The sequence below is a fragment of the Streptomyces sp. NPDC107454 genome, assembly GCF_055582885.1.
The window spans coordinates 351738-375652 of the sequence record NZ_JBVJPA010000002.1 but is presented as its reverse complement, the minus strand read 5'-3'; the positions used below and the strand labels follow the sequence as shown (position 1 = coordinate 375652).

Here is a 23915-nt window from a genome sequence, read left to right as displayed (position 1 = left end):
ATTGCGGCCGTATGAACTCTCCCGGGGCCCGGGAATAGCCGCGCCGTGATCTTCCTTGCCGATAGTGCCGCCCGCGGTGCGGCACGAGGAGAGCGAGGAAGCACATGCCCAAGGCGTACGTCTTCACCCGGTACGGCGGACCGGAGACCGAGGCCCTGGTGGAACAGGACCGGCCGAGCCCGGGCCCCGGCCAGGTACTCGTGGCGGTCCGCGCGGCGGGCGTGAATCCCGTCGACTGGAAGCAGCGGACGGGATTCGCCCGCCCCGGCGCCGGGGCACGCGCGCTCCCCGCCGTGCTCGGCAACGAGGTCGCGGGCGTCGTCGAGGAGCTCGGTCCCGACGTGACCGGTTTCACCGTGGGGGACGAGGTCTTCGGCAACCCGGTGGCCGGCGGATACGCCGAGTACGCCCTGCTGCCGACCGCGACCGCCGCCCACAAGCCCGCCGCGCTCTCCTTCACGGACGCGGCGGCCCTGCCCGTCGCCGCGGCGACCGCGTACGACGGGATCCACCAGCTCGGCCTGCCCTCCGGCGCGACCGTGCTGATCACCGGTGCGGGCGGTGGCGTCGGTGTCGCGGCCACGCAGATCGCGCGCGCCTTCGGACTCACCGTGGTGGGCGTCGCCGGCGAGGGCAAGAAGGACTTCGTCGAGGAGCTCGGGGCCGTGCACGTCCCGTCGGGGCCGGAACTGGCCGAGCGGCTGCGGGCCGCCGCTCCGGACGGAGTGGACGCCGTCTTCGACCTGGTCGGGGGCGAGGTGCTGGAAGCCGCGGCGACCTTGCTGGACGACCGTACGAAGTTGATCACCGGCGCCGACCGGGAGACCGCCGCCCGGCTCGGGGGAGGCCCTGTCGAACGGGCCCGCACCGCCGCCGTCCTCGACGAGGTGGCGCGCCTGGTGGTCGACGGCCGGCTGAGGCCCTTCGTGACGGGGACCTTTCCCCTCGACCGGGCCGCCGAGGCGCTGCGCACGGTCGAGGACGGCCACGCCCGCGGCAAGATCGTGATCGAGGTCGCCCGATGAGTGACCGTCGCATCACGAGCCCCCGTCCGCCGGCCGACGCCACGCACCCGCTGGACAACCCGGCCCTCGCCTCGCTGACCGGCCCGCACGCGCACTTCGCCGAACGCCGGGGACACGTCCTGCGCTATCCCGTCGACGTGTCGCCGTGGCTGGCCCTGCCCGACGACCCGACGGACGACGACTGGGCGGACCTCGCGGTCCTCGTCGGCCCCGGCGGCGAGGCCCCGCTGGCCGGCTTCAACGGGCCGACCCCGGAGGGCTGGGAGGTGACCTTCAGCCTGGACGGCGTCCAGCTCGTCGACGACGGACTCGCCGCGGCGCCGGACGCCGAGGCGGTGCGGCTCGGCCCCGCCGACGTACCCGAGATGCTGGACCTCGTCGAGCGCACCAGGCCCGGCCCCTTTCTGCCACGCACCGTCGAGCTCGGCACCTATCTCGGCATCCGGCGCGGCGGCGCGCTGATCGCCATGGCGGGGGAGCGGCTGCACCCGCCGGGCTGGACCGAGATCAGCGCGGTCTGCACCGACCCGGACTTCCGCGGCGAGGGGCTCGCCACCCGCCTGATCCTGGCTGTGGCACACGGCATCCGCGAACGCGGAGAGACCCCCTTCCTGCACACCGCCGCGAGCAACACCAACGCCATCCGGCTCTACGAGTCCCTGGGCTTCAAGCTGCGCCGCAGCACGCGGTTCATGGCGGCACGGGTTCCGGAGCATCTGACGGACGGCCAGGCCGTGGGGGTCCGTTGACGGCTCCCGAAGGCCTCCGGTGGTGAAGCCTCAGCTCCCGGAGGCCTGCGCGGCGAGCGATTCCCCGGCCGCCGCCGTGTTGTACCGCACCAGGTAGGCGGCGAACCGCTCCAGGTCCGCCGCCGGCCAGTCCGCGAGCCGCTCACGGAACGCGATCCGACGGCTCTCGGTGACCTGGGCGAGGATGCGGGTGCCCGCCTCCGTCAGCTGGAGCACCTGCACCCGGTGGTCCTCGGGGTCGACTCGGCGTTCGATGAGCCCGGCCCGCTCCAGCGCCGCCACCTGTCGGCTCACCGTGGACTTGTCCAGGGCGTAGTGCGCGGCGAGGTCGGTGGCACGACAGCCGCCGCTCTCCTCCAGATGACCCAGCAGGGTGTACGAGACCAGCGACAGCTCCGGATGCATACGCCCCGCCGACGCCCGGGCGCGGCGGGCGAAGGCCGTCATCTCGCGCTGGATGGTCTCGACGGACGCGTCGGCTGCATTCACGGGAGCTCCTTCCTCTCTAGTTGCACAGTACAACTTGAAGGTCCGCGACCGGCGCGAGGCGAGGGAGCACCTCCCACGCCGTCGGGCCCTTCCTGTAAGGTGACCGTCCTGGCTGCGGACCGCCCCAGCCCGGGAGTTGCCGAGGAGGTGAGACCCATTACCGCTGTGTCAGGTCGGGTGCTCTCACCTCAGGACCCTGCGGATCGCCGCCTGTAGGTGACCGCGAGAGCGCCCTTCGGCTCACCGAAAGGCTTCTCGGCTCTCATGCCCCCTCTTTCCGATTCCGTGGTCGCCGCGCTCCGCTCCGCGGGCTGTGTCTTCGCCGAGGACGAGGCGGAGTTGATCCTCTCCACCGCCCGCACCCCGGACGAGGTCACCGCCATGGTGGACCGGCGCGTCTCGGGTCTCCCCCTCGAACACGTCCTCGGCTGGGCCCGGTTCCACAGCCTGCGCGTCGTCGTCGAGCCGGGCGTCTTCGTACCCCGCCGCCGCACGGAGTTCCTCGTCGACCAGGCGGTGGCTCGCGCGCGCGGCGCCGCCCTCGTCGTGGACCTGTGCTGCGGCTCCGGCGCGGTGGGTGCCGCACTGGCCGCCGCCCTCGGCGGGCCCGAACTTCACGCCGCGGACATCGATCCGGCCGCCGTGCGCTGCGCGCGCCGCAACGTCGCACCCTTCGGCGGGCACGTTCACCAGGGCGACCTGTTCGATGCCCTGCCCGACGCCCTGCGCGGCCGGGTCGACGTCCTCACCGCCAACGTGCCCTACGTCCCCACGCACGAGGTCGGCCTGCTGCCGCCGGAAGCCCGCGACCACGAACCGCTCGTCGCCCTCGACGGCGGCGCGGACGGCCTCGACGTCCTGCGCCGCGTCACCGCCGAGGCGCCCCGCTGGCTGGCCCCGGGCGGCTGCCTCCTGGTCGAGACCAGCGAGCGCCAGGCCCCCGCGGCCGTCGAGGCCTTCGCCCGTGGCGGTCTGACCGCCACGCTGGCCGTCTCCGACGAGCTGTACGCGAACGTGGTGATCGGCACCAGGCCGCCGCGGGCGACCTGACCTGCGAGGCGGGCTCGGCGGACACCCGGGCCCGCCCGTCGCCACGGAGCGGGGCCGGCCGTCGCCACGGAGCGGGGCCGGCCCTCGGCGAGTGACCTCCGTCATTGTGCAACTAGTTGCATAAGGCGCTGTCCGTCGTCTACAACAGACACACGACACCGCCACGGAGGGCCCGATGAGCCGTTACCCGCACCTGATGAACCCGCTCGACCTGGGCTTCACCACGCTGCCCAACCGCGTGCTCATGGGCTCCATGCACGTGGGCCTGGAGGAGGCCGAGCGAGGCTTCGAGCGCATGGCGGAGTTCTACGCGACCCGGGCCCGCGGCGGCGTCGGCCTCATCGTCACCGGCGGCATCGCGCCCAACGACGCGGGACGGCCTTACGAGGGCGGCGCGAAGCTGACCACCGAGGCGGAGGCCGAGCAGCACACCGAGATCACCGCCGCGGTGCACCGCGAAGGCGGGAAGATCGCGATGCAGATCCTGCACTTCGGGCGCTACGCCTACCACCAGGACCTGGTCGCCCCGAGCGCCCTGCAGGCCCCGATCAGCCCCTTCCCGCCGCACGCGCTCACCGACGCCGAGGTCGAGCGGACCATCGACGACTACGCCCGCGCCGCCGAGCTCGCACAGCGGGCCGGGTACGACGGCGTCGAGATCATGGGCTCCGAGGGCTATCTGATCAACGAGTTCATCGCTGCTCAGACCAACAAGCGCGAGGACCGCTGGGGCGGCTCGTACGAGAACCGCATGCGCTTCCCCGTCGAGATCGTGCGGCGCGTGCGCGAGGCCGTCGGCGAGAACTTCATGATCATCTACCGGCTCTCCATGCTGGACCTGGTGCCGGGCGGCTCCACCCTGGACGAGGTGATCACACTCGCCCGGGCCGTCGAGGCGGCCGGAGCGACGATCATCAACACCGGCATCGGCTGGCACGAGGCCCGTATCCCCACCATCGCGACCTCCGTGCCGCGCGGCGCCTACACCTGGGTGACCAAGAAGGTCATGGGCGCGGTCTCCATCCCCCTGGTGACCACCAACCGCATCAACACCCCAGAACTCGCGGAGCAGTTGCTCGCCGACGGCCACGCCGACATGGTGTCGCTGGCCCGACCGATGCTCGCCGACCCCGACTTCGTGGCCAAGGCGGCGGCCGGGCAGCCGGAGGCCATCAACACCTGCATCGGCTGCAACCAGGCCTGCCTCGACCACACCTTCAGCGGGAAGATCACGTCCTGCCTCGTCAACCCGCGCGCCTGCCACGAGACGGAGCTCGTCCTCGCGCCGACCCGGCTGCGCAAGCGCGTCGCCGTCGTCGGCGCCGGGCCCGCCGGCCTGGCCTGCGCGGTCTCCGCGGCCGAACGCGGCCACGACGTCACCCTCTACGACGCCGCGAGCGAGATCGGCGGCCAGCTCAACGTGGCCCGCATGGTCCCCGGCAAGCAGGAGTTCGACGAGACGATCCGCTACTTCCGCACCCAGCTCGAACTGCACGGCGTGGACGTCCGGTTGAACACCCGCGTCGCCGCCGAGGACGTCGCCGCCTACGACGAGGTCGTGGTCGCCACCGGCGTCAGCCCGCGCACCCCCGAGATCCCCGGCGTCGACCACCCCAGCGTCCTCGGCTACCTCGACGTCCTGCGCGACGGCGCCCCCGTCGGCGACCGGGTCGCGATCCTCGGCGCCGGCGGCATCGGCTTCGACGTCGCCGAGTACCTGACCGACGGCGGCGACAAGGCGAGCGAGGACCCTGCGACGTACTTCCGCCACTGGGGCGTCGACATGGACTACCAGGCACCCGGCGGCCTCGCCGCACCCGAGCGCCCCGCCCCGCCGCGCACGGTCCACCTCCTCCAGCGCAAGGCCTCCAAGGTCGGCGCCGGACTCGGCAAGACCACCGGCTGGATCCACCGCACCGAGCTCAAGCACCGGGGCGTCACCATGGTCCCGGGCGTCCAGTACGACCGGATCGACGACGCCGGACTGCACGTCACCGTCGAGGGCCACAGCCAGGTCCTGGAGGTCGACACCGTCGTGCTGTGCACCGGCCAGGACCCGCGCCGCGACCTGTACGAGGAACTGTCCGCGGCGGGGCGCAGCGTGCACCTCATCGGCGGTGCCGACGTGGCCGCCGAGCTGGACGCCAAGCGCGCCATCAAGCAGGGCACGGAGCTGGCGGCGGCGCTGTGACCGGTCGCGCCGCGGCCGGAGCGGTCGCGCCCGGGGCCTCGGTCCGGCGTCCCTAGGATGACCCCATGTCACTCCCGCACGCGATCCTCACCGCCCTGCTCGAGAAGCCGTCGTCGGGCCTCGAACTGACCCGGAGGTTCGACAAGTCGATCGGCTACTTCTGGTCGGCGACGCATCAGCAGATCTATCGCGAGCTGGGAAGACTGGAGTCCGAGGGCTACATCCGCGCCCTGCCGTCCCAGCAGCCGGCCCGGGGACAGAAGAAGAGCTACGAGGTGCTGCCGGCGGGCCGCGACGAACTGGCCCGCTGGACCTCCGCGTCCCAGGACCCGAAGCCCATGCGGGACACGATGCTGCTGCGGCTGCGCGCCTCGGCCGTCGTCGGCACCGCGGGCATCGCGACGGACCTGCGACGTCATCTCGACCTGCACCAAAGGCAGTTGGCCGAGTACGAGGAGATCCAGGAGCGCGACTTCCCGCCCGGCAAGGACGCTCCCCAGGACCGGCTGCGGCATCTGGTGCTGCGGGCCGGGATCGACCTGGAGACGTTCTGGACCCAGTGGCTGACGCATGCGCTGGACGAGTTCGAGCACCTCGACGAGCGGTAGGGGCCGTCCCCTCGACCGGAGTCGGCCGTCCAACGGACCGGAGTCACCGGATTCGGACGGACGGCCACCGGTGCGACGGACCCCGGGATCAGAGCCGGTGGGGCTTGGCCCGGCGGCGCAGGTACCAGGCCGTTGTCAGGACGCCCGACGCCACCAGCGCACCGCCGCCCACCAGCGTGGCGGTCCTGTAGTCCTTGGTGGCCCCGCCCAGACCGCCCAGCACGCCGCGTGACGGCGTGGAGGGCAAGGAGGGCAAGGAGGGCGAGGAGATCCTCGGGGTCTTGGTGACCTTGGGGACCGCGCTGGTCGAGACGATGACGGACTGCGTACCGGCCGTCGTCCCGTCCTGGCAGACCACGATGACGGTATAGGTGCCGGCGCTGACGTTGGACCAGACCGCCGACTGAGTGGTGCTCGTTCCGGACAACGGCATCTGGCGGCCCTGGGAGAAGTTCACCTGCCCATTGGCGAGCAGCGAGGCGCTGCCGAAACTGCTGCCTTTGCTCGGGCAGGAATTGGTGGTGACCGAGACGCTGGACCCGCTGGTGCTCACCGAGATCCCCGAACCGAAGGCTGCCGCCGACGGAGCGGTGAGGGTGAGCGGAAGCGCAGCGACGGCGGCCACGGTCAGGCCGGAGCGAAGGAATATCTGAGAAGTACGCATAGGACTGCCCTCCAGCGGCACGGTTGGCGGTACATCCCATGCGCCGCCGAGGATTGGAAAGGCCGTGCTGCCTCAGGGAGAGCCAATGCGCCGCCGGCTCGGGGCGCACGTGGACGGGGACCGGGCAGGTGACGAATTCGTTCGTCCGGCGGATGAATTCCCGCGATTCGTTGGTGATTCTCTCCGTGCGGATGGCCGATGACAGCTGACGGATAACAGCTGACGGATGACAGCTGACGGATAGCGATATCTGTCATCTGTTATCCGTCATCTGTCATCTCCTATCTGCTACCCGCTCTCCGTCATCACCACGTGCGACCCGCTTGAAGCAACCGCTCTCGGACAACCGCCACATGCGGGTTGTCCGACGCGCCCGGCCGCTGAGTGAGGTACCCGGTGTTGATGGGCGGTTCCTCGGGGGACAGCAGGGGCACCAGGGCACCGGAGGCCAGCGCGTCGAGGCACAGATAGCGGGGGAGCACGGTGATCCCGGCGCCCGCGACCACCGCGGCCAGTACGCCCCGCAGGTCGGGCACCGTGATCGACGCCTGGCCGGTCAGCCGTACGCCGAACACGTGCCGCCAGTAGCGCCGGGCGATGGGCAGATCCTCGGCGTACGTCACCAGGGGTGCCCCGTGCAGCGCGGTCGGCCCCTCGGTCGCCACTCGGGCCGGGTCGATGTGCTCGGCCCACGACGGGGCGGCGACGAGCACGAACTCCTCGTCCATCAGCGGCACGGCGGTCAGGGTGCGACCGCGCGGCCGGGTCGTGGCGATGACCAGGTCGAAGCGGCCGCCGCGCAGTCCCTCCAGCAGTTCGTCGGTGAGGCCGGGAGTGACGCGCAGACGTATGCCCTGTGCGGTCAGCGGCGCCAGCGCGGGCAGGACGCGCGTGCACAGCAGTTCGGCCGGGCCCGCCAGGTGTACCGGGTCCGGCGGCTGGTCGGCGCCGGCGCCGCGGCGGTCCGCGACCGCCACGAGCGCGTCCAGGGGCGCGGCGACCTCCGCGGCGAGTTCGTCCGCCACCGAGGTGGGCACCACGCCCCGTGGCTGCCGTTCGAACAGCTCCCGTCCCAGTTGCTCCTCCAGCGCACGCATCTGCGTCGTCACCGTCGGCTGGGACAGACCGAGCAGCCGCGCGGCCGCCGTGAACGACCCCGCGCGGTGCACGGCGAGGAAGGTGCGTAGCAGGGAGATGTCCAGGGGAGCCGTCGAGGTATTGGGTTCGCTATGGGGCACAGGGGTGAGCCTACGGTTCGCCTATTTCGGGGCGCTGCCGGCGTTCCCACCCGTGGCAGAGCCCGTCGTCACCGTCCGCTCCGCCGAGAACCCGCCCCAGGTGCCGTCCGGCAGCTTCGCGCTGATCCGCACCCGGTACGCGATCCCGGCCTCCCGTCCCACGTAGAAGCTGTAGGTGGCCCTGCCGCTGGGCGGTGTGCCGCCCCAGACGAGTGAGGTCGCCTGGCGGCCGTCCAGGTCGATCCGGTACTCGGTGATCACCCCGTCCGTGCGCGGCGGCAGCCAGGACAGGTCGAGGTAGTACGCCCCGTCCGTGCGGTGGGACGTCGCGCGGAACCCGGTCGGCGCGGTGCCGCGGCCGTCGTCCGCGCCCGGCGCGGTGCTGAGCCGGACGACGGCGCTCGCGGGGGAGAGGTTGTCCGCCGCGTCGCGGGCTCGCACGGTGAAGGCGTACGCCGTGCCGGGTCTCAGCCCGGTGACAACGGTCGCCGTCTGTCCGCCGCCCACGCTGTGGATCTTCGAGCCGCCCTGGTAGACGTCGTACGAGACCACGCCCCGGGCGTCCGTCGACGCCGCCCACTCCAGTTGGGCCGCCCGGCTCCCGACGGCCTTGCCGTGCGGGCGTCCGGGACGGGTCGGGGGCGTGCGGTCGGCGGCGGCCGCGACCGGTGTGGTGGCGCGCACGGGCTCGCTGAGGGGTCCGGGGTTCCCGTCGGTGTTCAGGGCGCGGACCGTGAAGACGTACTTCGTGGACGGGGTCAGTCGGGTGACGTCCACCATGTGTTCGTCGCCGGGGACCCGCTCGACCCGTGTGGTGCCGCGGTACACCTCGTAACCGGTGACCTTCACGTCCCCGGAGACGCGGTTCCACATGACGTGCACGCTGGTCGCGCTGCCCGCCGTCGCGGTGACTCCCATCGGGGCCGGGGGCAGCCGCTCGCCGCTGGCGTCGGCTCCCGCACCTCCTCCGCACGCGGTGAGGACGAGCAGCGAGCCGCAGATCAATCCAAGGGAAACGCGTCGCACGGGCCTGCCTTCCCTCGACGGGATTGGTCTGTACCTATAAGACACGGCTGACGCGGCCACATCAAGGGGGCGCTGGCCGTTCGTCGGACCGTCCTCGGGCTACGTATGCTGATGCCTGACGCGGTGTGAACTCACCCTCTCGGCAGGGGAGTTCGTGCCCACGGCGCGGACCGCTGTCGTCGCTGATGCCGCGCCGGCGAGGGCGGTCGAGAGGCCCGGGTCCACCACGGCTCGGGCTCTCGGCCGCAATGCACTCGGCGAATCCACCGTGTAATCGCCGAATTCGCCGTGTACCCGCCGTGCCCCCGTTGTGCGCCGTCCGGCCCCTTCCCAGTGGACGCATCGTCAGAAACACGCCAAATTTTGCCGAACGATCGTCAATGTCCATCAGGAGAGGGTCTTTTATCGTGCGTGTTCAGTCGCTGGCGTTGGCCGCGGCCAGCGTGGCCCTGCTCGCTCCCGTCCCGTTTCCCGCCGCCCGTCCGGGCCCGCCCGTGGCGGTGCGGGAGGGGAGCGTGCGCGCCGCCGATCTGCTCGCCAAGGTCCGGGACTGCGTGCCCGTCTCGAAGGGGCGCTATCGCTCCGACGACGGCAGCCGCGCCGAGATTCCCGTCTGCGGCACGCGGAGCGCGGTGTTCTGGAAGGCTGACATGGACATTGACTGCGACGGCCGCCCCGGTCTCGTGTGCAACGAGCGGACCGATGCGCTCTTCTCCGGGATCACCGCGTATCAGCAGTCCGACGGGCGGTATCTGAGCTCCGAGACCCTCCCGTACGTCGTGGTGCCCGCACCCAGCGACATCTGGGACCACCGCGCCCACGGCATCCGAGGCGGCTCGGTGGTCGCGGTGATCTACCGGGACCGGGTCCAGTACGCGGTGGTCGGCGACATCGGACCGCGCGACATCATCGGCGAGGCCTCCTACGCCACCGCCAAGGCGCTCGGTATCCGCCCCGACCCGCACGGTGGCGGGACGGGTTCCGGGGTCACCTACATCGCCTTCAAGAACTCCCGGGTGTCGCCCATCGAGGATCACCCGGCAGCAGTGACGGCGGGTGAGCGACTGGCCCGGGAGTTCGTGCGCGGCGGCTGAGCGGCCGCGGTGGCGGTTGCTTCAGGTGCTCGAGGGCGTCAGACCGCCGACCAGCCGTTGTCGACGGGCAGGATCGCGCCGTTGATGTTGCTCGCCGCGTCGGAGGCGAGGAACAGGATGGCGGCGGCCTGCTCCTCGGCCTCGGCCGCGGTGCCCACATTGCCCATGTACGAGGCGAGGACCTGCGGGCCGAGGGCGTCGCGGTCGGCGTCCACGGTGATGGCGGTCTTCGTGCCGCCGGGGGCGACGGCGTTGGCCCGGATGCCCTTGTTGCGGTACGTCACGGCGAGGGACTTGGTGAGGCCCGCGATGCCGTGCTTCGAGGCGGTGTACGCGGCGCCCGCGGCGCTGCCGCGCAGGCTCGCCTCGGAGGCGGTGTTCACGATGGCGCCCTTGCCCGCCTCCAGCATGTGCGGGAGCACCGCCCGGGTGAGCAGGAACGGGGCGGTGAGGTTGACCCGGATCACCCGCTCCCACTCCGCGTCCCCGACCTCACCGGCCGCCGACATGCGGTCCATGATCCCGGCGTTGTTGACCAGCACGTCCACCCCGCCGAACTGCTCCACGGCGGTCGCGGTCACCCGGTCGACCACGGCCTGCTCGCTCAGGTCGCCCGTCACGGCCACGGCGGTGCCGCCGGCCGCCGTTATCTCCTGGACGACCTTCTCGGCGCCCTCGACGTTGAGGTCGGCCACCAGGACCCGGGCGCCCTCGGCGGCGAAGGCCAGGGCGGTGGCCCGCCCGATTCCGGAGCCCGCTCCGGTGACGATGACGCTGCGGCCGGCCAGTCCAGTGGTGCTCATGACGTGCTCCCAGAAGTGCGTGCGTGGTGCGACGAGGTCGTCGTGCGCCACACAGTACGACTTAATGTCTCTCAATGACATAAAGTCTGGAGCCGTTTTCGAGATCGTTAGAATCGCGGCAGCCCCGGGCGGCAACCGCCCGTCGTCGAGTCGAGGGAGTCGCCAGTGCCGGACGGCGCGATCACCGAACCCCCCGGCCGGGGCCGCGGCCGTACGGGCCGCCCGCCGCTGACGGAGCGGCGCAAGGCCGAGATCCGGCTGGAGATCGCCCGCGCCGCGGTGGAACTGTTCGTCGCCCATGGGGTGGCCGCGACCACCGGGGAGCAGATCGGGCAGGCCGTCGGGGTCTCCGCGCGGACCGTGTGGCGTTACTTTCCGAGCAAGGAAAGCTGTGTGAGCCCGCTGTTCGCGGCCGGGATCGACGCGATAGCCGCCTCCCTGCGGGAATGGCGCCCCGGCCGGCCGCTCGAGGACGCCCTGGAACGGGCGGTCACGACCGGCGACCCCTCGATGCCCCCACCGCACCCCCCCAAGATCCGGGCGCTGATGAGACTGACCCGGACCGAGCCGGGCCTGCGCGCCGTCTGGCTCCAGGCGCACGACGAGGCCGAGCCGGCCTTTGCCCGCGCCCTCGCCGACCGGGCCGGCCTGCCCGCCGTCGACCTGCGCTCGGAGATCCAGGCCGCCATGCTCAACAGCGCCCTGCGCACGGCGGTCGAGCACTACGCGTGGCGCACGGACGAGGAGCAGCCCGACCCCGCGGTGGCGCAGGCCGAACTGGTGTCGACCGTGCGCTCGGCCCTCGCCATCGTCGCGGAAGGGCTCGCCTGAGGGCTGGGCCGGGCGCCGGTCGCCCCCGGTCGAAGCCCGGCCGACGAGGCCTTCGTGCCCCAGAGCTCAGGCCTTCCGGCGCAGTGCTCAGGCCTCCCGGGCCGGTGCTCAGGCCTTCCGGCGCAGTGCTCAGGCCTCCCGGCCCGGTGCTCAGGCCTTCCGGCGCAGTGCTCAGGCCTCCCGGCCCGGTGCTCAGGCCTTCCGGCGCAGTGCTCAGGCCTCCCGGGCCAGTGCTCAGGCCTCCCGGCGCAGTGCTCAGGCCTCCCGGGCCAGTGCTCAGGCCTCCCGGCCCGGTGCTCAGGCCTCCCGGCCCGGTGCTCAGGCCTCCCGGCCCGGTGCTCAGGCCTCCCGGCCCGGTGCTCAGGCCTCCGGGCCCAGCGCTCAGACCTCCCCGGCCCCGCAATCACACCTTCCGGCCCCCGGCACTCACACGCTCCAGCCCCTGCTCTCACGCCTTCCGGTAGGTGTACGCCTCCGCGGCCGCCGCCTCGACCGCCGCGAGGTCGGCTCCGGTCGAGGCCGTGACGACCGCGGCCACCGCGCCCTCGACGAAGGGCGCGTCCACCAGGCGGCTGTTGTCGGGGAGCTCGTCCCCCTCCGCCAGCAGGGCCTTCACGGTGAGGACCGCGCTGCCCAGGTCGGTGAGCAGGGCGACTCCGGCGCCGCGGTCCACCGAGGCGGCCGCCGCGGAGATCAGTTCGGCGCTGGTGCCGAGACCGCCGTCCACCGTGCCGCCGGCGGCGGCGACGGGAGCGGTCGTGTCGCCGCCCGCGAGTCCCGTCGCCAGCTCGGCGACCGAGGCGGCGACGGCGGCGCTGTGGGAGACCAGCACGATGCCGACGAACTGGTTCGTGCTGCCAGGGGATTCACTCATCGCGGGCCTCCACGAGCGCGCTGACCAGCAGGGACGAGGACGTGGCACCCGGATCCTGGTGCCCGATGCTGCGCTCGCCCAGGTAGCTGGCCCGGCCCTTGCGGGCCTGGAGTGGTGTCGTCGCGACGGCGCCCTCCTCGGCGGCCGTCTTCGCCGCGGCGAAGGACTCGGCGAGCGCGTCCACCGCGGGCACCAACGCGTCGATCATGGTCTTGTCGCCGGGCGCGGCTCCGCCCAGCGCCATCACCGCGTCGACGCCCGCGCGCAACGCGTCCGTGAACTGTTCCTCGGTGACCTCCGCGGCGTCCCCCAGGGCCTTGCCCGTACTCCGGAGCAGGGTGCCGTACAAAGGCCCCGACGCGCCGCCGACCGTGGAGATCAGCCGGCGTCCGGCCAGGGTGAGAACGGCGCCGGGGGTGTCCGGCGCCTCCTTCTCCAGCGCGACCACCACGGCGGTGAACCCGCGCTGCAGATTGCTGCCGTGGTCGGCGTCGCCGATCGGCGAGTCCAGAGCGGTGAGCCGCTCCGCCTCGCGGTCCACGGACGCGGCGGTCGCCGTCATCCAACGGCGGAAGAACTCGGCGTCGAGCACAGAATCTCCTTGCGTGGTACGAACGTTGACCGGGCGGGAGGGCGACATCATGCCGATGCCGCCGGGGTTCACACGCCCCAGCGCAACGCGGGCGTCTTCACCGGCGCGTCCCACAGCCGCAGCAACTCCTCGTCCACCTGGCACAGCGTCACCGAGGCGCCCGCCATGTCCAGCGAGGTGACGTAGTTCCCGACCAGCGTGCGCGCCACGGGCACCCCGCGCTCGGTGAGCACCCGGTTCACCTCCGCGTAGAACCCGTACAGCTCCAGGAGCGGCGTCGCACCCATGCCGTTGACCAGCAGCAGGACGGGATTGCGCGGGTTCAGGTCCTCCAGGATCGCGTTGACCGAGAAGTCGGCGATCTCGTGCGAGGTCATCATCGCGCGCCGCTCCCGCCCCGGCTCGCCGTGGATGCCGACGCCGAGCTCCAGCTCCCCCGGCGGGAGGTCGAAGGTGGGGCTGCCCTTGGCCGGCGTGCTGCAGGCGCTCAGTGCGACACCGAAGCTGCGGGAGTTCTCGTTGACCTGCCGGGCCAGCGCCTGCACCCGCTCCAGCGGCGCGGCCTCCTCGGCCGCGGCGCCCGCGATCTTCTCCACGAACAGGGTCGCGCCGGTGCCGCGCCGTCCGGCGGTGTACAGACTGTCGGTGACGGCGACGTCGTCATTGACGAGGACCTTCGCCACCCGGATGCCCTCGTCCTCGGCGAGCTCGGCCGCCATGTCGAAGTTGAGCACGTCCCCCGTGTAGTTCTTCACGATGAACAGCACGCCCGCTCCGCTGTTCACGGCCGCCGCCGCGCGCAGCATCTGGTCCGGCACCGGTGACGTGAAGACCTCGCCCGGACAGGCCGCCGACAACATCCCGGGGCCCACGAATCCACCGTGCAGCGGTTCATGCCCCGACCCGCCGCCGGAGACGAGTCCCACCCTGCCGGGCACCGGGACGTCCCGCCGTACGATCACCCGGTTGTCCACATCCACCGTCAGCTCGGGATGCGCGGCCGCCATACCCCGCAGCGCGTCCGCGACCACCGTCTCCGCCACGTTGATGAGCATCTTCATGGGTACCTCCTGGTGAGACTGACAGGTGAGCCTCTGACCTCAGTTTTTGCAGGTCAGACCACGTTGGGCGAGCAAATGATCCTGGCGGTTCGTGCTGGTCGGAAGCGGGTTTCGGCGGTGCTGAAGCTGACCTGGTGCCGACTTCGGTGGCCGGGTGTCCGATATGGCTGGCATGCGTACGGATCGACCCGGGAAGCATGCTCCGGGAAGTGCCCGCGCTGGGGATGCGGTGATCATCCGTGCGGATGCGAACGGAAACGTCGGCGGCTGTCCGGCTGCCGGGCGAAGCCCGGTCTCGGGGCGGGCTGCGAAGACACTGTCCGACGGAGTGTTCATCGGAGGCGCGGAGGGCTCCGGCGCGAGTGTAGTAAGCACTTCGTGTCTCGATCCCAGGCTCGGACGTGTTCTCCATTCCATGCAGGCCTGGTGGTGGAGAAGTCCGTCGCGGCCCGCTGAACCGAGCATCCCCGAAATTCTGGCTGGCTGCCAGATGTCGTGAAGGGGGTCGGAGGGGACGGCGGCGGCAGTCCTGGCGGGGTTGCAGTCGGTCGAGGGACCGTCGTGTGTGGGAACTTCGTCGGGCGTTCGCGGCTGGACATCGAGGAGGGGCGGAGCGGAAGGGCTGGACGGAGAGGGAGCGGACTCGCTTCGGAGAAGTACACGGCCACGACGGCGCCCCGCTGTCCACTCCCGAAGTCCCGCCGTTGGAGGACTCCGGCGCCACAGCAGCCGTCGGTAGGACGACGCTCGCCGAACAGTGCGTAGACCGCCGCGACGTGGTTTCCCAGGCCGTAGCGCGCCGCGTAGAACCCCGTGCGGGCCAACGGCGTCACCCGCGCCGAACGACGTACCGCCCGCAGGCCCGGTCATGGGCCCTCAGCCCCTCCAGCCCACCGCCGAAGGGCGCCCGTGGCCTCCTCGTGCCCGGGAACCGGGTCCGGGATCGTGCGCGACGGCCCGAACCGTGCTTGTCGGCCGGGAATCAGCAGTTGCGGGAACCGGTGGCGCAGAAGCCGGCGGAGGACCGGGCGTCGGAGTGGAGGAGACGAAGGGCAGTCCGCCCCCACCAAATATCCTCTCAGGCTCGGGACTTGGCGTGACGGTGGTGCTCGACCGAGTCGCCGCGGGCGACGAATACGTCGGCGACCAGCGTCGGGGGGAACAGGCCGTGCTCGACGACGCCGGGGGTGGCGCCGAGCAGCGCCGCCAGGCCCGCGAGGTCGTCGACGGCACCGTGGTAGTCCGCGATGACGCCGCCGTCGGGGCTGCGTGGCGCGTCGCGCAGGGAGACCGGGTGGAGCAGGCGCATGGTCGCGGCCAGCCCGAACTCGAGCAGTTCGAGCGGGACCGGCGGGTGCAGCGCTGACACTGGTTTGCTCGAGTCGGCGATCACGACGAAGCGGTCGGCGGCCGCCGCGACAATCTTCTCCCTGGTGTGCGCGGCGCCGCCGCCCTTGACGAGCCAGCCGTCCGGAGCTATCTGGTCCGCACCGTCAATCGTGATGTCGAAGCGGTCGATGCTGCCGAACGGTTCGACCCGCAGATTGAGCGTCAGGGCCGCCTCCTCGGTCTGCGGCGACGTCGCGACACAGCGCAGTGACAGACCGCGGCGGGCCAGCGCGGGAAGGAGGTGGGCGACGGTCGATCCGGTGCCGAGGCCGACGGTCATGCCGTCCTCCACCAGCTCGGCCGCTGCTTCGGCGGCACGTTGCTTCTCATGCTCGACGCTCACGGTCCTCCACCTCCTTGGGCCCAGTCTCAGGCTGAGGGCAGCCAGGCCGGGCATGCGGTGACGCGGGTCATAGGATGAACTGCTCGACCGCGTTCGCGAAGCCCTCCTCCTCGTTGCTCGTCGTCACCCGCCTCGCCGCGCGCTGGACCTCGTCGCCGGCATTGCCCATCGCGATGGACAGTCCCGAGTGGGCGAACATCAGTACGTCGTTGGGCATGTCGCCGATCGTGGCGATCTGCTCGGGGGAAATCTGGAGCTTGGCGGACCAGTACTTGACGACGCCGCCCTTGTTGGCCTGCGGATGGGTCACATCGAGGTAGTAGGGCTGCGAGCGGGCGGCCGAGACATGCTCGCCGAACTGTGCGCGAGCTGCGACCGCGGCCGCCTCGACGACCTGGTGGTCATCGCTGACCCCGACGACCTTGGCGGTGCCCTGCTCGAGCCCGTCGAAGTCGGGAACGAGCGTGGGCGCGAACTGCACCGTCCAGCTCTCGCGATCCACGTGCGGCCCCTTCACGTCGCGGACGTACCAGTCGGCACCCCGATAGATCCAGACGCTGAGGCCGAACGACTCCATCAGCGCGACGACCGGGGCCACCACCTCCGCGGGAATGACCTGTTGCTCGACAACGGTCATATCCGGGTTGACGATGAGACCACCGTTGAAGGCGGCGAGTTCGGTGGTCAGCGCCAAGGGCTCGATGATCATGGACATGCCGCGGGGCGGTCTCCCGCTGGTCACCGCGAAGAGGACGCCGGCGTCGTGGAGCTTGTGGACCGCACGGACGGCGCGGTCCGTGAGGACCTTGTCGCTCGTGACCAAAGTGCCGTCGACGTCGGCAAGAAGCAGGCGGATCGGGGGGGTTGGCATCGCGCCTCCGTAAGCTCTGGTCGTGGCCGGTCCCGGTAGGAAGAGGCAACGGCTCATGGACGCGGGGGACCTTTGGGACGGGTTCCCGGTCGGCCTGATTTCCGAAGGTTGCCGGAGGGCACCGTCGCGGCTCGCATGAGTCGCAGTCGCGTTCCTCTCGAACAGAGGGGAAGGCCAATGCCCTTGAGGGCGCGCAATGCTTCGATATACCCCTTGGGCCTCGATATAACCCTGTAGGAGTGATGTGGCGAATATAAGGGATATGTGCGAGCGTTGAGGATTACATGGCGAAGCTCTTATGGGGCATGACGTCCAAAATTCACACAACACATTTTGGGCCGGCCCCTGAGGGGAGCGGGCAGTGGCGCAGTCAAGTCAGGACAAGACGGCCCATGCGCTCGGGATCGACATCGGCGGAACCGGTATCAAGGGGGCGCCGGTCGACCTCGAGCTCGGCAGCCTCATCGGTGAGCGGGTCCGGATCCCGACCCCGCATCCGGCGACTCCCGGGGCAGTCGCGGACGTGGTCGTGCAGGTGCTCTCCCAGATCGGCGTCCCAGGACCGGTCGGGCTGACGCTCCCGGCAGTCATTCGGGGCGGCAAAGTGCAGACGACGTCCAATATCGACCCGGCCTGGATGGAGACGGACGCGGCCCAGCTCTTCGCGCGAGCGACCGACCGCGATGTGAGGGTGGTGAACGACGCCGACGCGGCCGGGATCGCCGAGATGCGCTTCGGCGCCGGCAAAGGACGCAAGGGCGTCGTCGTGATGGTGACGCTCGGCACCGGTATCGGCAGCGCCGTCTTCTCCGACGGGTTTCTGGTGCCCAACAGCGAGCTGGGGCACCTGCCGCTGCACCACGAGGACGCCGAGGACTGGGCCGCGGAGTCGGTGCGCGAGCGCGACGACCTGTCCTGGAAGAAATGGGCGCACCGTCTGGAGACGTATCTTGAGCTCGTCCAGCGGCTGCTGTGGCCCGACCTGATTGTCATCGGCGGCGGCGTCAGCAAGAAGGCCGACAAGTTCCTGCCGCACATCGAGCTCAGGACCGAGATCGTGCCGGCGCAGCTGTTGAACGATGCGGGCATTGTCGGCGCGGCGCTCTTCGCCCCGGCCGGGAAAGCTCAACCCTAGTCTGCCGTGCCCGACATGAGCGCGGAGGCAGCGCCTTCAGGGAGGCTCGCATTGAGCAACAACGACCTGGAACCACTTTCCGTCAACACGATCCGCACTCTGTGCATGGACGCCATCCAGGCGGCCGATTCCGGCCGACCCGCCACGCTCAAGGACTAGGAGGCGCCACATGGCGACGGACAAGCCCATGCAGCTCGGGATGATCGGGCTCGGCCGGATGGGGGCGAACCTGGTGCGACGGCTGATGCGAGACGGTCACCGTTGCGTCGTGTCCGACGTCAACGCGGCCGCCGTCGCCGAACTGGCCGGCGAGGGCGCGACGGGCGCGGACTCACCCCGGGACTTCGTCGCGAAACTGGACAAGCCACGGGTTGTATGGCTCATGCTTCCGGCTGCGATCGTCGACTCCATCCTCGACCAGCTCGAGCCGTTGCTGGAGCCCGGCGACATCCTGATCGACGGTGGCAATTCCTACTACCGCGACGACATCACACGTGCCAAGCGTCTTGCCGACAAGTCGCTGCACTATGTCGACTGCGGGACCAGCGGGGGAGTCTGGGGCCTGGAACGCGGCTACTGCCTGATGATCGGCGGCGAGGACGAGGTCGTGGCCCATCTGGACCCGATCTTCAAGACGATCGCTCCCGGCGAGGGCTGCGCCGAACCGACGCCGAGCCGGACCCGGACCGACGGCACCGCCCCGCTCGGGTACCTGCACTGCGGGCCGAACGGCGCCGGGCACTTCGTGAAGATGGTCCACAACGGGGTCGAGTACGGAATGATGGCCGCGATCGCCGAGGGCCTCAGCATCATCAAGGCCGCGGACGCCGGCAAAAGCCGGCAAGAGGTCGACGCGGAGACGACGCCCCTGCGCGATGCGTGGGCCTACCAGTACGACATCGACGTCGGAGAGGTGGCCGAGGTCTGGCGGCGCGGCTCGGTCGTCGGCTCGTGGCTGGTCGACCTGATCGCCGACGCCTTCGCCGGCTCGCCCTCTCTCGACGGCTTCGCCGGGCGGGTCTCCGATTCCGGGGAAGGCCGCTGGACCGTCCTCGCCGCGGTGGACGAGGGCGTCCCGGCACCGGTCATCACCACCTCGCTCTACGAGCGCTTCGAGTCCAGGGAGGCCGGCGAGTTCACCGACAAGATCCTCTCGGCGATGCGCTCGGAGTTCGGCGGGCACGCCGAAAAGAAGGGCTGAGGGCTGTGCATCACGAACTCCAAGTCGTCGCCGACGCCGATGCGGTCGCCGGCACCGCGGCGGCGTTCGTGGCGCGGCTGGCCCGGGCCTGCACGCAGGCCCACGGCCGATTCACGTTCGCCGTCAGCGGGGGGCACACGCCATGGGCGATGTTCGCGCGGCTCGCACATGAGCACGTCCCCTGGGAGCACGTGGCGGTGTTCCAGGTCGACGAGCGGGTCGCGCCCGACGGCGACCCGGACCGCAACCTCACCCACCTGCGGGAGAGCCTCGGTGCGGCCCCGGCAGAGGTCATCGCGATGCCCGTGAACGACGCCGACCTGGACGCGGCGGCCGCCGCCTACGGGAGGTCGCTGCCCGGGCGTTTCGACCTCGTTCACCTGGGCCTCGGCCCGGACGGGCACACCGCCTCGCTGGTGCCACAGGACCCGGTCCTCGAAGTCTCGGACCGGCTGGTCGCCCTGACGGCGCCCTACATGGGCCACCAGCGCATGACACTCACCTATCCTGCGCTCGCCCGCGCCCAGCAAGTGCTCTGGCTCATCACCGGAGCGGACAAGCACGAACCGCTCTCGAGGCTCGTTGCGGGAGACCGGTCGATTCCCGCCGGCCGGGTCGAGGCGGCGGCGTCGCTCGTCCTCGCGGACGCGGCGGCCGCCCAGGTCCCGGCCGGCGCCCAGTCGCCAGCATGACCCTGACACCCGACCCTCGTGCCGTGCCGGCCCCGTAAGGGGGATCAGATGGCTTTGAACTCATCGAACGTTCCCGCAGACGTGCTGGTCATTTTCGGGATCACTGGCGACCTCGCGCGAAAGATGACGTTTCGCTCGCTCTATCGGCTTGAGCGGCGCAAGCTGCTGACCTGCCCGATCGTCGGAGTAGCGCGCGACGGCTGGTCCGACGACGCGCTGCGTGACCACGCCCGCGCGGCGATCAAGGCAACGGGCGAGCCGCTCGACGACAGCGTCTTCGCCCGGTTCGCCGCCCGACTGAGCTATGTGCAGGGCGATTACGCCGACGAGGAGACGTTCCATCGCCTTGCCCGGGCGGTCAACGGCAAGCGGCGCCCCGTCTTCTACCTGGAGATCCCACCGTCGCTGTTCGCCCGGGTGGTCGGGGGTCTGGCGGGCGCCGGGCTGACCAAGGGCGCCCGGGTTGTCGTGGAGAAACCATTCGGGCATGACCTCGCGTCGGCGCGCGCCCTCAACGCCGACCTGCGTCAGCTCCTCGACGAGGACCAGCTGCTGAGGATCGACCACTTCCTCGGCAAAGAGCCGGCGATGGACATCCTGTTCCTGCGGTTCGCCAACTCCGTGTTCGAGCCGGTGTGGAACCGCGACCACGTCTCCTGCGTGCAGATCACCATGGCCGAGGACTTCGGGGTCGAGGACCGCGGCCACTTCTACGACCCCGTAGGCGCGCTCCGCGACGTCGTGCAGAACCATCTGCTGCAGCTGCTCGCCCTGGTGGCGTCCGAGCCGCCGTCAGCCGCCGATGCGGACGCGCTCCGGGACCGCCGCGTTGATGTGTTCCGGGCGATCCCGGACGCCGACCCGGCCCACTACGTCCGCGGGCAGTACGAGGGGTATCTACAGGTCCCTGGCGTGCGGCCGCACTCGCGCACCGAGACCTTCGTCGGGTTGCGACTGGAGGTCGAGAACTGGCGCTGGTCCGGGGTGCCGTTCTTCATCCGCGCCGGCAAGTCGCTCCCCGAGCGAGTGACCGAGATCCGGATCATGTTCAAGCGGCCGCCGCGGCTTGCGTTCGCGGAGCGGTTCGCGCCCGAGCCCGACCAGTGGATCCTGCGGATCGATCCGAGCCCTGGCATGAACTTCCGCATCCAGGCCAAGCAGCCGGGCAAGCAGGACACGCAGCTGGTGGACCTTGACCTCCTCTTCGCGGCCGAGCTGGGCGAGGCACCCGAACCGTACGAGCGCCTGCTCAGTGATGCGATGCAAGGCAACGCGAGCCTGTTCACCCGGGAGGACTCGGTGGAGGAGACGTGGCGAATCGTCCAGCCACTGCTGGAGGCGCCCGGCGACCCCGAACGCTACCGGCAGGGGACCTGGGGACCGGCGGGCGTGAGCAAGCTCGTCGCCGGACATCCGCGATGGCACGACCCATGGCTGCCGGCGAGGTCTTCCGACTGACCCAGCCGTGCCCCGGCCCCGGTGAACCGCCGCTCGCGCCCCTGAAGAGGGTGGGTGGGTCAACCACCGCGACGCACGGGGTCGCTGTCGCCGCCTTCAGCTGGACGACCTCGACATCGGCAACCGCCGGCTCGTCATCCACGGCCGCGTCCGGAGACAACAGCCATCCGCCACGCGGAGTCGGCACGCGTGCTTCTGGGTGAAGCTGCCGAGCGGTCAGCGCAGTGAAACTTGCTCGACCCGCATACCTCCTTGAAGAGATGCTACGGGCATGGAGTTCTTCTGCTACCACCGCGACCGACCCGGCTCCGTAGCATTGCGCGACGAGCTACTGGAACAGCATTGGTCCTACATGGACCAGTACGCGAAGGAGCTGATCGCCCGGGGCCCGACCCTTACCGGCGACGACGACGCTCCGACCGGCAGCGTGCACATCATCGACCTGCCCGATCCCGTCGCAGCCCGCGCGTTCGTCTTCGACGAGCCGGGCCACCAGGCCGGCGTCTACCGGGACGTGCTGTTGCGACGGTGGCGCAACACGTTGGGGCGCACCATGTGGGACTTCCCCGGTGGCCGGACCGGCGGCAACCGGTACTTGGTGCTCGGCCTCGGCACAGGGCAGGCCGCCGACCTCGCCGTGCCGGCCGACCGGGACGAGCTGATCGCCTACGGGCCGCTGTTGTCCGACGACGGCACCACCTGGCTGGGCACGGCCGCGCTGCTCCGGGCGCCGGACCCGGATACGGCAAGAGCCATCCTGACCCAGGACCGATACGCCGACATCGAGGTGCACAACTGGCAGTTCGGTGGGCGGCCGGCATCACCCGAGGACGTCTAGACCGACGCCACACCGGAAGCCTCGGATCGCTCCGCCCGCGTGTTTCATCCGAACCCACGGGGGCACCGGGTGCCATCGGCAGGATGTGCAGCCATGGGGTGGCAGCCGGTGGTGGTCTCACTCGTCCGGACGACAGGCCCCGCCGCCTGCGCGCGCGGCGCGCCACGTCACCCGAGCGTGTCCGTGCTGCGCGCTTAAGGTGACGCCCGGAGGTGGAGCATGCGAGTGGGGTTGCACGCGCTCGGTATCGGTGACGGTGCCCGTCCCGAGGTGATCCGCGCGGTGGCCGCAGCCGCGGAGACGCACGGCTTCGCGAGGCTCTGGTGCGGCGAGCACGTGGTGCTCGTGGATGCGTCCGCCTCCCGCTACCCCTACTCCGTGGACGGCCGGATCGCCGTGCCCGCGGACGCGGACTGGCTGGACCCGCTGCTTGCCCTGACCTTCGCGGCGGCGGTCACCAGCCGGATCGAACTCGCCACCGGCGTGCTCCTGTTGCCTGAGCACAATCCGATCGTGGTCGCCAAACAGGCCGCCACACTTGATGTGCTCTCTGCCGGGCGGTTCAGCCTCGGGGTCGGGGTCGGCTGGTCGGCCGAGGAGTTCGCAGCGCTCGGAGTCCCCTTCGCCAGTCGCGGGCGGCGGGCCGAAGAGTACCTCGCCGCGATGCGCACCCTCTGGGCCGAGGACCCGGCTTCCTTCACGGGGGAGTTCACCCGCTTCGACGCGATCCGGGTCAACCCGAAACCACTGCGCGGCGGCCGGCTCCCGGTCGTGGTCGGCGGCAACAGCGACGCCGCCTTGCGCCGCGCGGCCACGCTCGCCGACGGCTGGTACGGCTTCAACGTCCCAGCGGCCGAGGTCCCGGCGCGTGTCGCCGTTCTCGCCGACGAGTGCGCCCGCCACGGTCGCGCTTTTGACGAGCTCACCGTCGCCGTCGCGCTGAGCGACGGCACCGCGGAGCACCTCCCCGCACTCGATGCGGCAGGCGTCACCGAACTCGTCGTCGTCGGCGCACCTCCGCCCGCTCCCGAGGCGGCGGACACCTGGGTCGCGGAAATCGCCCAGACCTGGATTTGCTGCTAGCCGCCGGACAGGTGCTCGAGTGTGCCGAGGAAGTCGCGGAAGGCCCGGTCGGTGCGGGTGGTGTCGCCGGTGGCGTCCAGGTCCATGAGGAGACCACGGATGACAGCGAGGACGAGCGTCGCGAGATCCGGCCGACCGATGCTGCGCAGGCCGTCCTCGAGCGGCCCGAGCCAGTCGGTCGTCGCGGTGCGCCGGAAGTCGGGCCACAACTGCTGCTCCGCGCTCTCGCGCAGCTGACCGAACATCCGTAGGTACGGCCGCCCGTCCGGGCCGGTGATGGAGGTCCAGGCGCGAGCCAGGGTGGCCGTGCAGGGCTCGTCGGGTCGCACCCGCAGGAGGTCGCCGAATGTGTCGAGTTGGCGTTGCCGCGCGCGCCCGAGGACGGCCCGCAGCAGGGCGTCACGGGTGCCGAAATGATAAATCAGCATGCGGGCAGAGGCGCCGGTGGCGGAGGCCAGCGGCTCGAGCCGGTCGGGGAGGCCGTGCGCCAGGGCGTGATCAGCGCAGGCATCGAGCAGCCTCTCCTTGATGTGCGGTTGCGGTCGTCTGCCCACGGCGCGACTTTTTCACGTAACAGCAGCTACGTCTACCGTTGATCGAAAGGCAGTCA

The 23915-nt window shown here is 71.0% G+C and carries 24 protein-coding genes; 13 read left to right on the top strand and 11 right to left on the bottom strand.

The genetic code is table 11. The features are described from left to right. The first annotated feature begins 104 nt into the window (after positions 1-104). Entirely contained in the window at positions 105-1025 is a 921-nt protein-coding gene (locus tag ACZ69M_RS05875) for an NADP-dependent oxidoreductase (protein ID WP_470046988.1), read from the top strand. Next, entirely contained in the window at positions 1022-1774 is a 753-nt protein-coding gene (locus ACZ69M_RS05870; protein WP_470046986.1) for a GNAT family N-acetyltransferase, read from the top strand. Before ACZ69M_RS05875 ends, ACZ69M_RS05870 begins: the two co-directional genes overlap by 4 nt. 30 nt (positions 1775-1804) lie before the next feature. Here ACZ69M_RS05870 and ACZ69M_RS05865 read toward each other — a convergent pair whose 3' ends face one another. After that, positions 1805-2221 carry a MarR family winged helix-turn-helix transcriptional regulator gene (locus ACZ69M_RS05865; RefSeq protein ID WP_470047537.1) on the bottom strand — a complete coding sequence of 139 codons (417 nt, stop codon included), beginning with the start codon at positions 2219-2221 and terminating at the stop codon, positions 1805-1807. 306 nt (positions 2222-2527) lie between these two features. Here ACZ69M_RS05865 and ACZ69M_RS05860 point away from each other — a divergent pair, with 306 nt between their 5' ends. From ACZ69M_RS05860 to ACZ69M_RS05850, 3 genes are all read left to right on the top strand, one after another. Continuing rightward, entirely contained in the window at positions 2528-3313 is a 786-nt protein-coding gene (locus ACZ69M_RS05860) for a putative protein N(5)-glutamine methyltransferase (RefSeq protein WP_470046984.1), read from the top strand. Positions 3314-3488: 175 nt separating this feature from the next. Then, positions 3489-5504: an NADPH-dependent 2,4-dienoyl-CoA reductase gene (locus ACZ69M_RS05855; RefSeq protein ID WP_470046982.1), complete on the top strand. Its 2016-nt coding sequence runs from the start codon at positions 3489-3491 to the stop codon at positions 5502-5504. A gap of 65 nt (positions 5505-5569) precedes the next feature. Then, on the top strand, positions 5570-6112 hold the full coding sequence (locus ACZ69M_RS05850) for a PadR family transcriptional regulator (RefSeq protein ID WP_470046980.1): 543 nt from the start codon (positions 5570-5572) through the stop codon (positions 6110-6112). Between the two features lie 88 nt (positions 6113-6200). On the opposite strand, the gene ACZ69M_RS05845 is transcribed toward ACZ69M_RS05850, so the two are convergent. The 3 genes from ACZ69M_RS05845 to ACZ69M_RS05835 all read right to left on the bottom strand — a co-directional run bounded on the left by ACZ69M_RS05845 (position 6201) and on the right by ACZ69M_RS05835 (position 9040). Continuing rightward, positions 6201-6776 (bottom strand): hypothetical protein, encoded by a 576-nt coding sequence (locus ACZ69M_RS05845; RefSeq protein ID WP_470046979.1) that lies wholly within the window; start codon positions 6774-6776, stop codon positions 6201-6203. Positions 6777-7081: 305 nt separating this feature from the next. Continuing rightward, the gene (locus ACZ69M_RS05840; protein WP_470046977.1) at positions 7082-8014 is read right to left on the bottom strand and encodes a LysR family transcriptional regulator; all 933 of its coding nucleotides are present in this window, start codon (positions 8012-8014) and stop codon (positions 7082-7084) included. Positions 8015-8035: 21 nt separating this feature from the next. After that, positions 8036-9040: a fibronectin type III domain-containing protein gene (locus tag ACZ69M_RS05835; protein WP_470046975.1), complete on the bottom strand. Its 1005-nt coding sequence runs from the start codon at positions 9038-9040 to the stop codon at positions 8036-8038. Between the two features lie 407 nt (positions 9041-9447). Here ACZ69M_RS05835 and ACZ69M_RS05830 point away from each other — a divergent pair, with 407 nt between their 5' ends. Next, positions 9448-10134 (top strand): glycoside hydrolase family 75 protein, encoded by a 687-nt coding sequence (locus ACZ69M_RS05830; protein WP_470046973.1) that lies wholly within the window; start codon positions 9448-9450, stop codon positions 10132-10134. Positions 10135-10172: 38 nt separating this feature from the next. Here the strand turns inward: ACZ69M_RS05830 and ACZ69M_RS05825 are convergent, their stop codons facing one another. Then, entirely contained in the window at positions 10173-10937 is a 765-nt protein-coding gene (locus ACZ69M_RS05825) for an SDR family NAD(P)-dependent oxidoreductase (RefSeq protein ID WP_470046971.1), read from the bottom strand. Positions 10938-11102: 165 nt separating this feature from the next. Here ACZ69M_RS05825 and ACZ69M_RS05820 point away from each other — a divergent pair, with 165 nt between their 5' ends. Beyond that, entirely contained in the window at positions 11103-11768 is a 666-nt protein-coding gene (locus ACZ69M_RS05820; protein WP_470046969.1) for a TetR/AcrR family transcriptional regulator, read from the top strand. Between the two features lie 448 nt (positions 11769-12216). On the opposite strand, the gene ACZ69M_RS05815 is transcribed toward ACZ69M_RS05820, so the two are convergent. The 5 genes from ACZ69M_RS05815 to ACZ69M_RS05795 all read right to left on the bottom strand — a co-directional run bounded on the left by ACZ69M_RS05815 (position 12217) and on the right by ACZ69M_RS05795 (position 16898). Next, positions 12217-12642, bottom strand: coding sequence for a PTS-dependent dihydroxyacetone kinase phosphotransferase subunit DhaM (locus ACZ69M_RS05815; RefSeq protein ID WP_470046967.1), 426 nt, complete (start codon positions 12640-12642; stop codon positions 12217-12219). After that, a complete protein-coding gene (gene dhaL, locus ACZ69M_RS05810) occupies positions 12635-13234 on the bottom strand; it encodes a dihydroxyacetone kinase subunit DhaL (RefSeq protein ID WP_470046965.1) in 600 nt (199 codons plus the stop codon). Before dhaL ends, ACZ69M_RS05815 begins: the two co-directional genes overlap by 8 nt. Before the next feature lie 68 nt (positions 13235-13302). Next, on the bottom strand, positions 13303-14295 hold the full coding sequence (dhaK, locus tag ACZ69M_RS05805; RefSeq protein ID WP_470046964.1) for a dihydroxyacetone kinase subunit DhaK: 993 nt from the start codon (positions 14293-14295) through the stop codon (positions 13303-13305). 1078 nt (positions 14296-15373) lie between these two features. Continuing rightward, the gene (gene rpiA, locus ACZ69M_RS05800) at positions 15374-16027 is read right to left on the bottom strand and encodes a ribose 5-phosphate isomerase A (protein ID WP_470046962.1); all 654 of its coding nucleotides are present in this window, start codon (positions 16025-16027) and stop codon (positions 15374-15376) included. 67 nt (positions 16028-16094) lie between these two features. Continuing rightward, the gene (locus tag ACZ69M_RS05795) at positions 16095-16898 is read right to left on the bottom strand and encodes a Cof-type HAD-IIB family hydrolase (protein WP_470046960.1); all 804 of its coding nucleotides are present in this window, start codon (positions 16896-16898) and stop codon (positions 16095-16097) included. 361 nt (positions 16899-17259) lie between these two features. On the opposite strand from ACZ69M_RS05795, the gene ppgK reads away from it, so the two are divergent. The 6 genes from ppgK (at position 17260) to ACZ69M_RS05765 (ending at position 23305) form a co-directional block, all read left to right on the top strand. After that, positions 17260-18033 carry a polyphosphate--glucose phosphotransferase gene (gene ppgK / locus ACZ69M_RS05790; protein ID WP_470046958.1) on the top strand — a complete coding sequence of 258 codons (774 nt, stop codon included), beginning with the start codon at positions 17260-17262 and terminating at the stop codon, positions 18031-18033. Positions 18034-18202: 169 nt separating this feature from the next. Then, entirely contained in the window at positions 18203-19234 is a 1032-nt protein-coding gene (gnd, locus tag ACZ69M_RS05785; RefSeq protein ID WP_470046956.1) for a phosphogluconate dehydrogenase (NAD(+)-dependent, decarboxylating), read from the top strand. 5 nt (positions 19235-19239) lie between these two features. After that, positions 19240-19926, top strand: a complete 687-nt coding sequence (pgl, locus tag ACZ69M_RS05780; protein ID WP_470046954.1) for a 6-phosphogluconolactonase — start codon at positions 19240-19242, stop codon at positions 19924-19926. A gap of 48 nt (positions 19927-19974) precedes the next feature. Next, entirely contained in the window at positions 19975-21384 is a 1410-nt protein-coding gene (gene zwf / locus ACZ69M_RS05775; protein WP_470046952.1) for a glucose-6-phosphate dehydrogenase, read from the top strand. 271 nt (positions 21385-21655) lie between these two features. Next, positions 21656-22222 (top strand): YciI family protein, encoded by a 567-nt coding sequence (locus ACZ69M_RS05770; RefSeq protein WP_470046950.1) that lies wholly within the window; start codon positions 21656-21658, stop codon positions 22220-22222. A 219-nt stretch (positions 22223-22441) separates the two neighbouring features. After that, positions 22442-23305 (top strand): LLM class F420-dependent oxidoreductase, encoded by an 864-nt coding sequence (locus ACZ69M_RS05765; RefSeq protein WP_470046948.1) that lies wholly within the window; start codon positions 22442-22444, stop codon positions 23303-23305. Here ACZ69M_RS05765 and ACZ69M_RS05760 read toward each other — a convergent pair. Beyond that, a complete protein-coding gene (locus ACZ69M_RS05760; RefSeq protein WP_470046946.1) occupies positions 23302-23859 on the bottom strand; it encodes a TetR/AcrR family transcriptional regulator in 558 nt (185 codons plus the stop codon). The genes ACZ69M_RS05765 and ACZ69M_RS05760 overlap by 4 nt on opposite strands. Positions 23860-23915 lie beyond the last annotated feature (56 nt).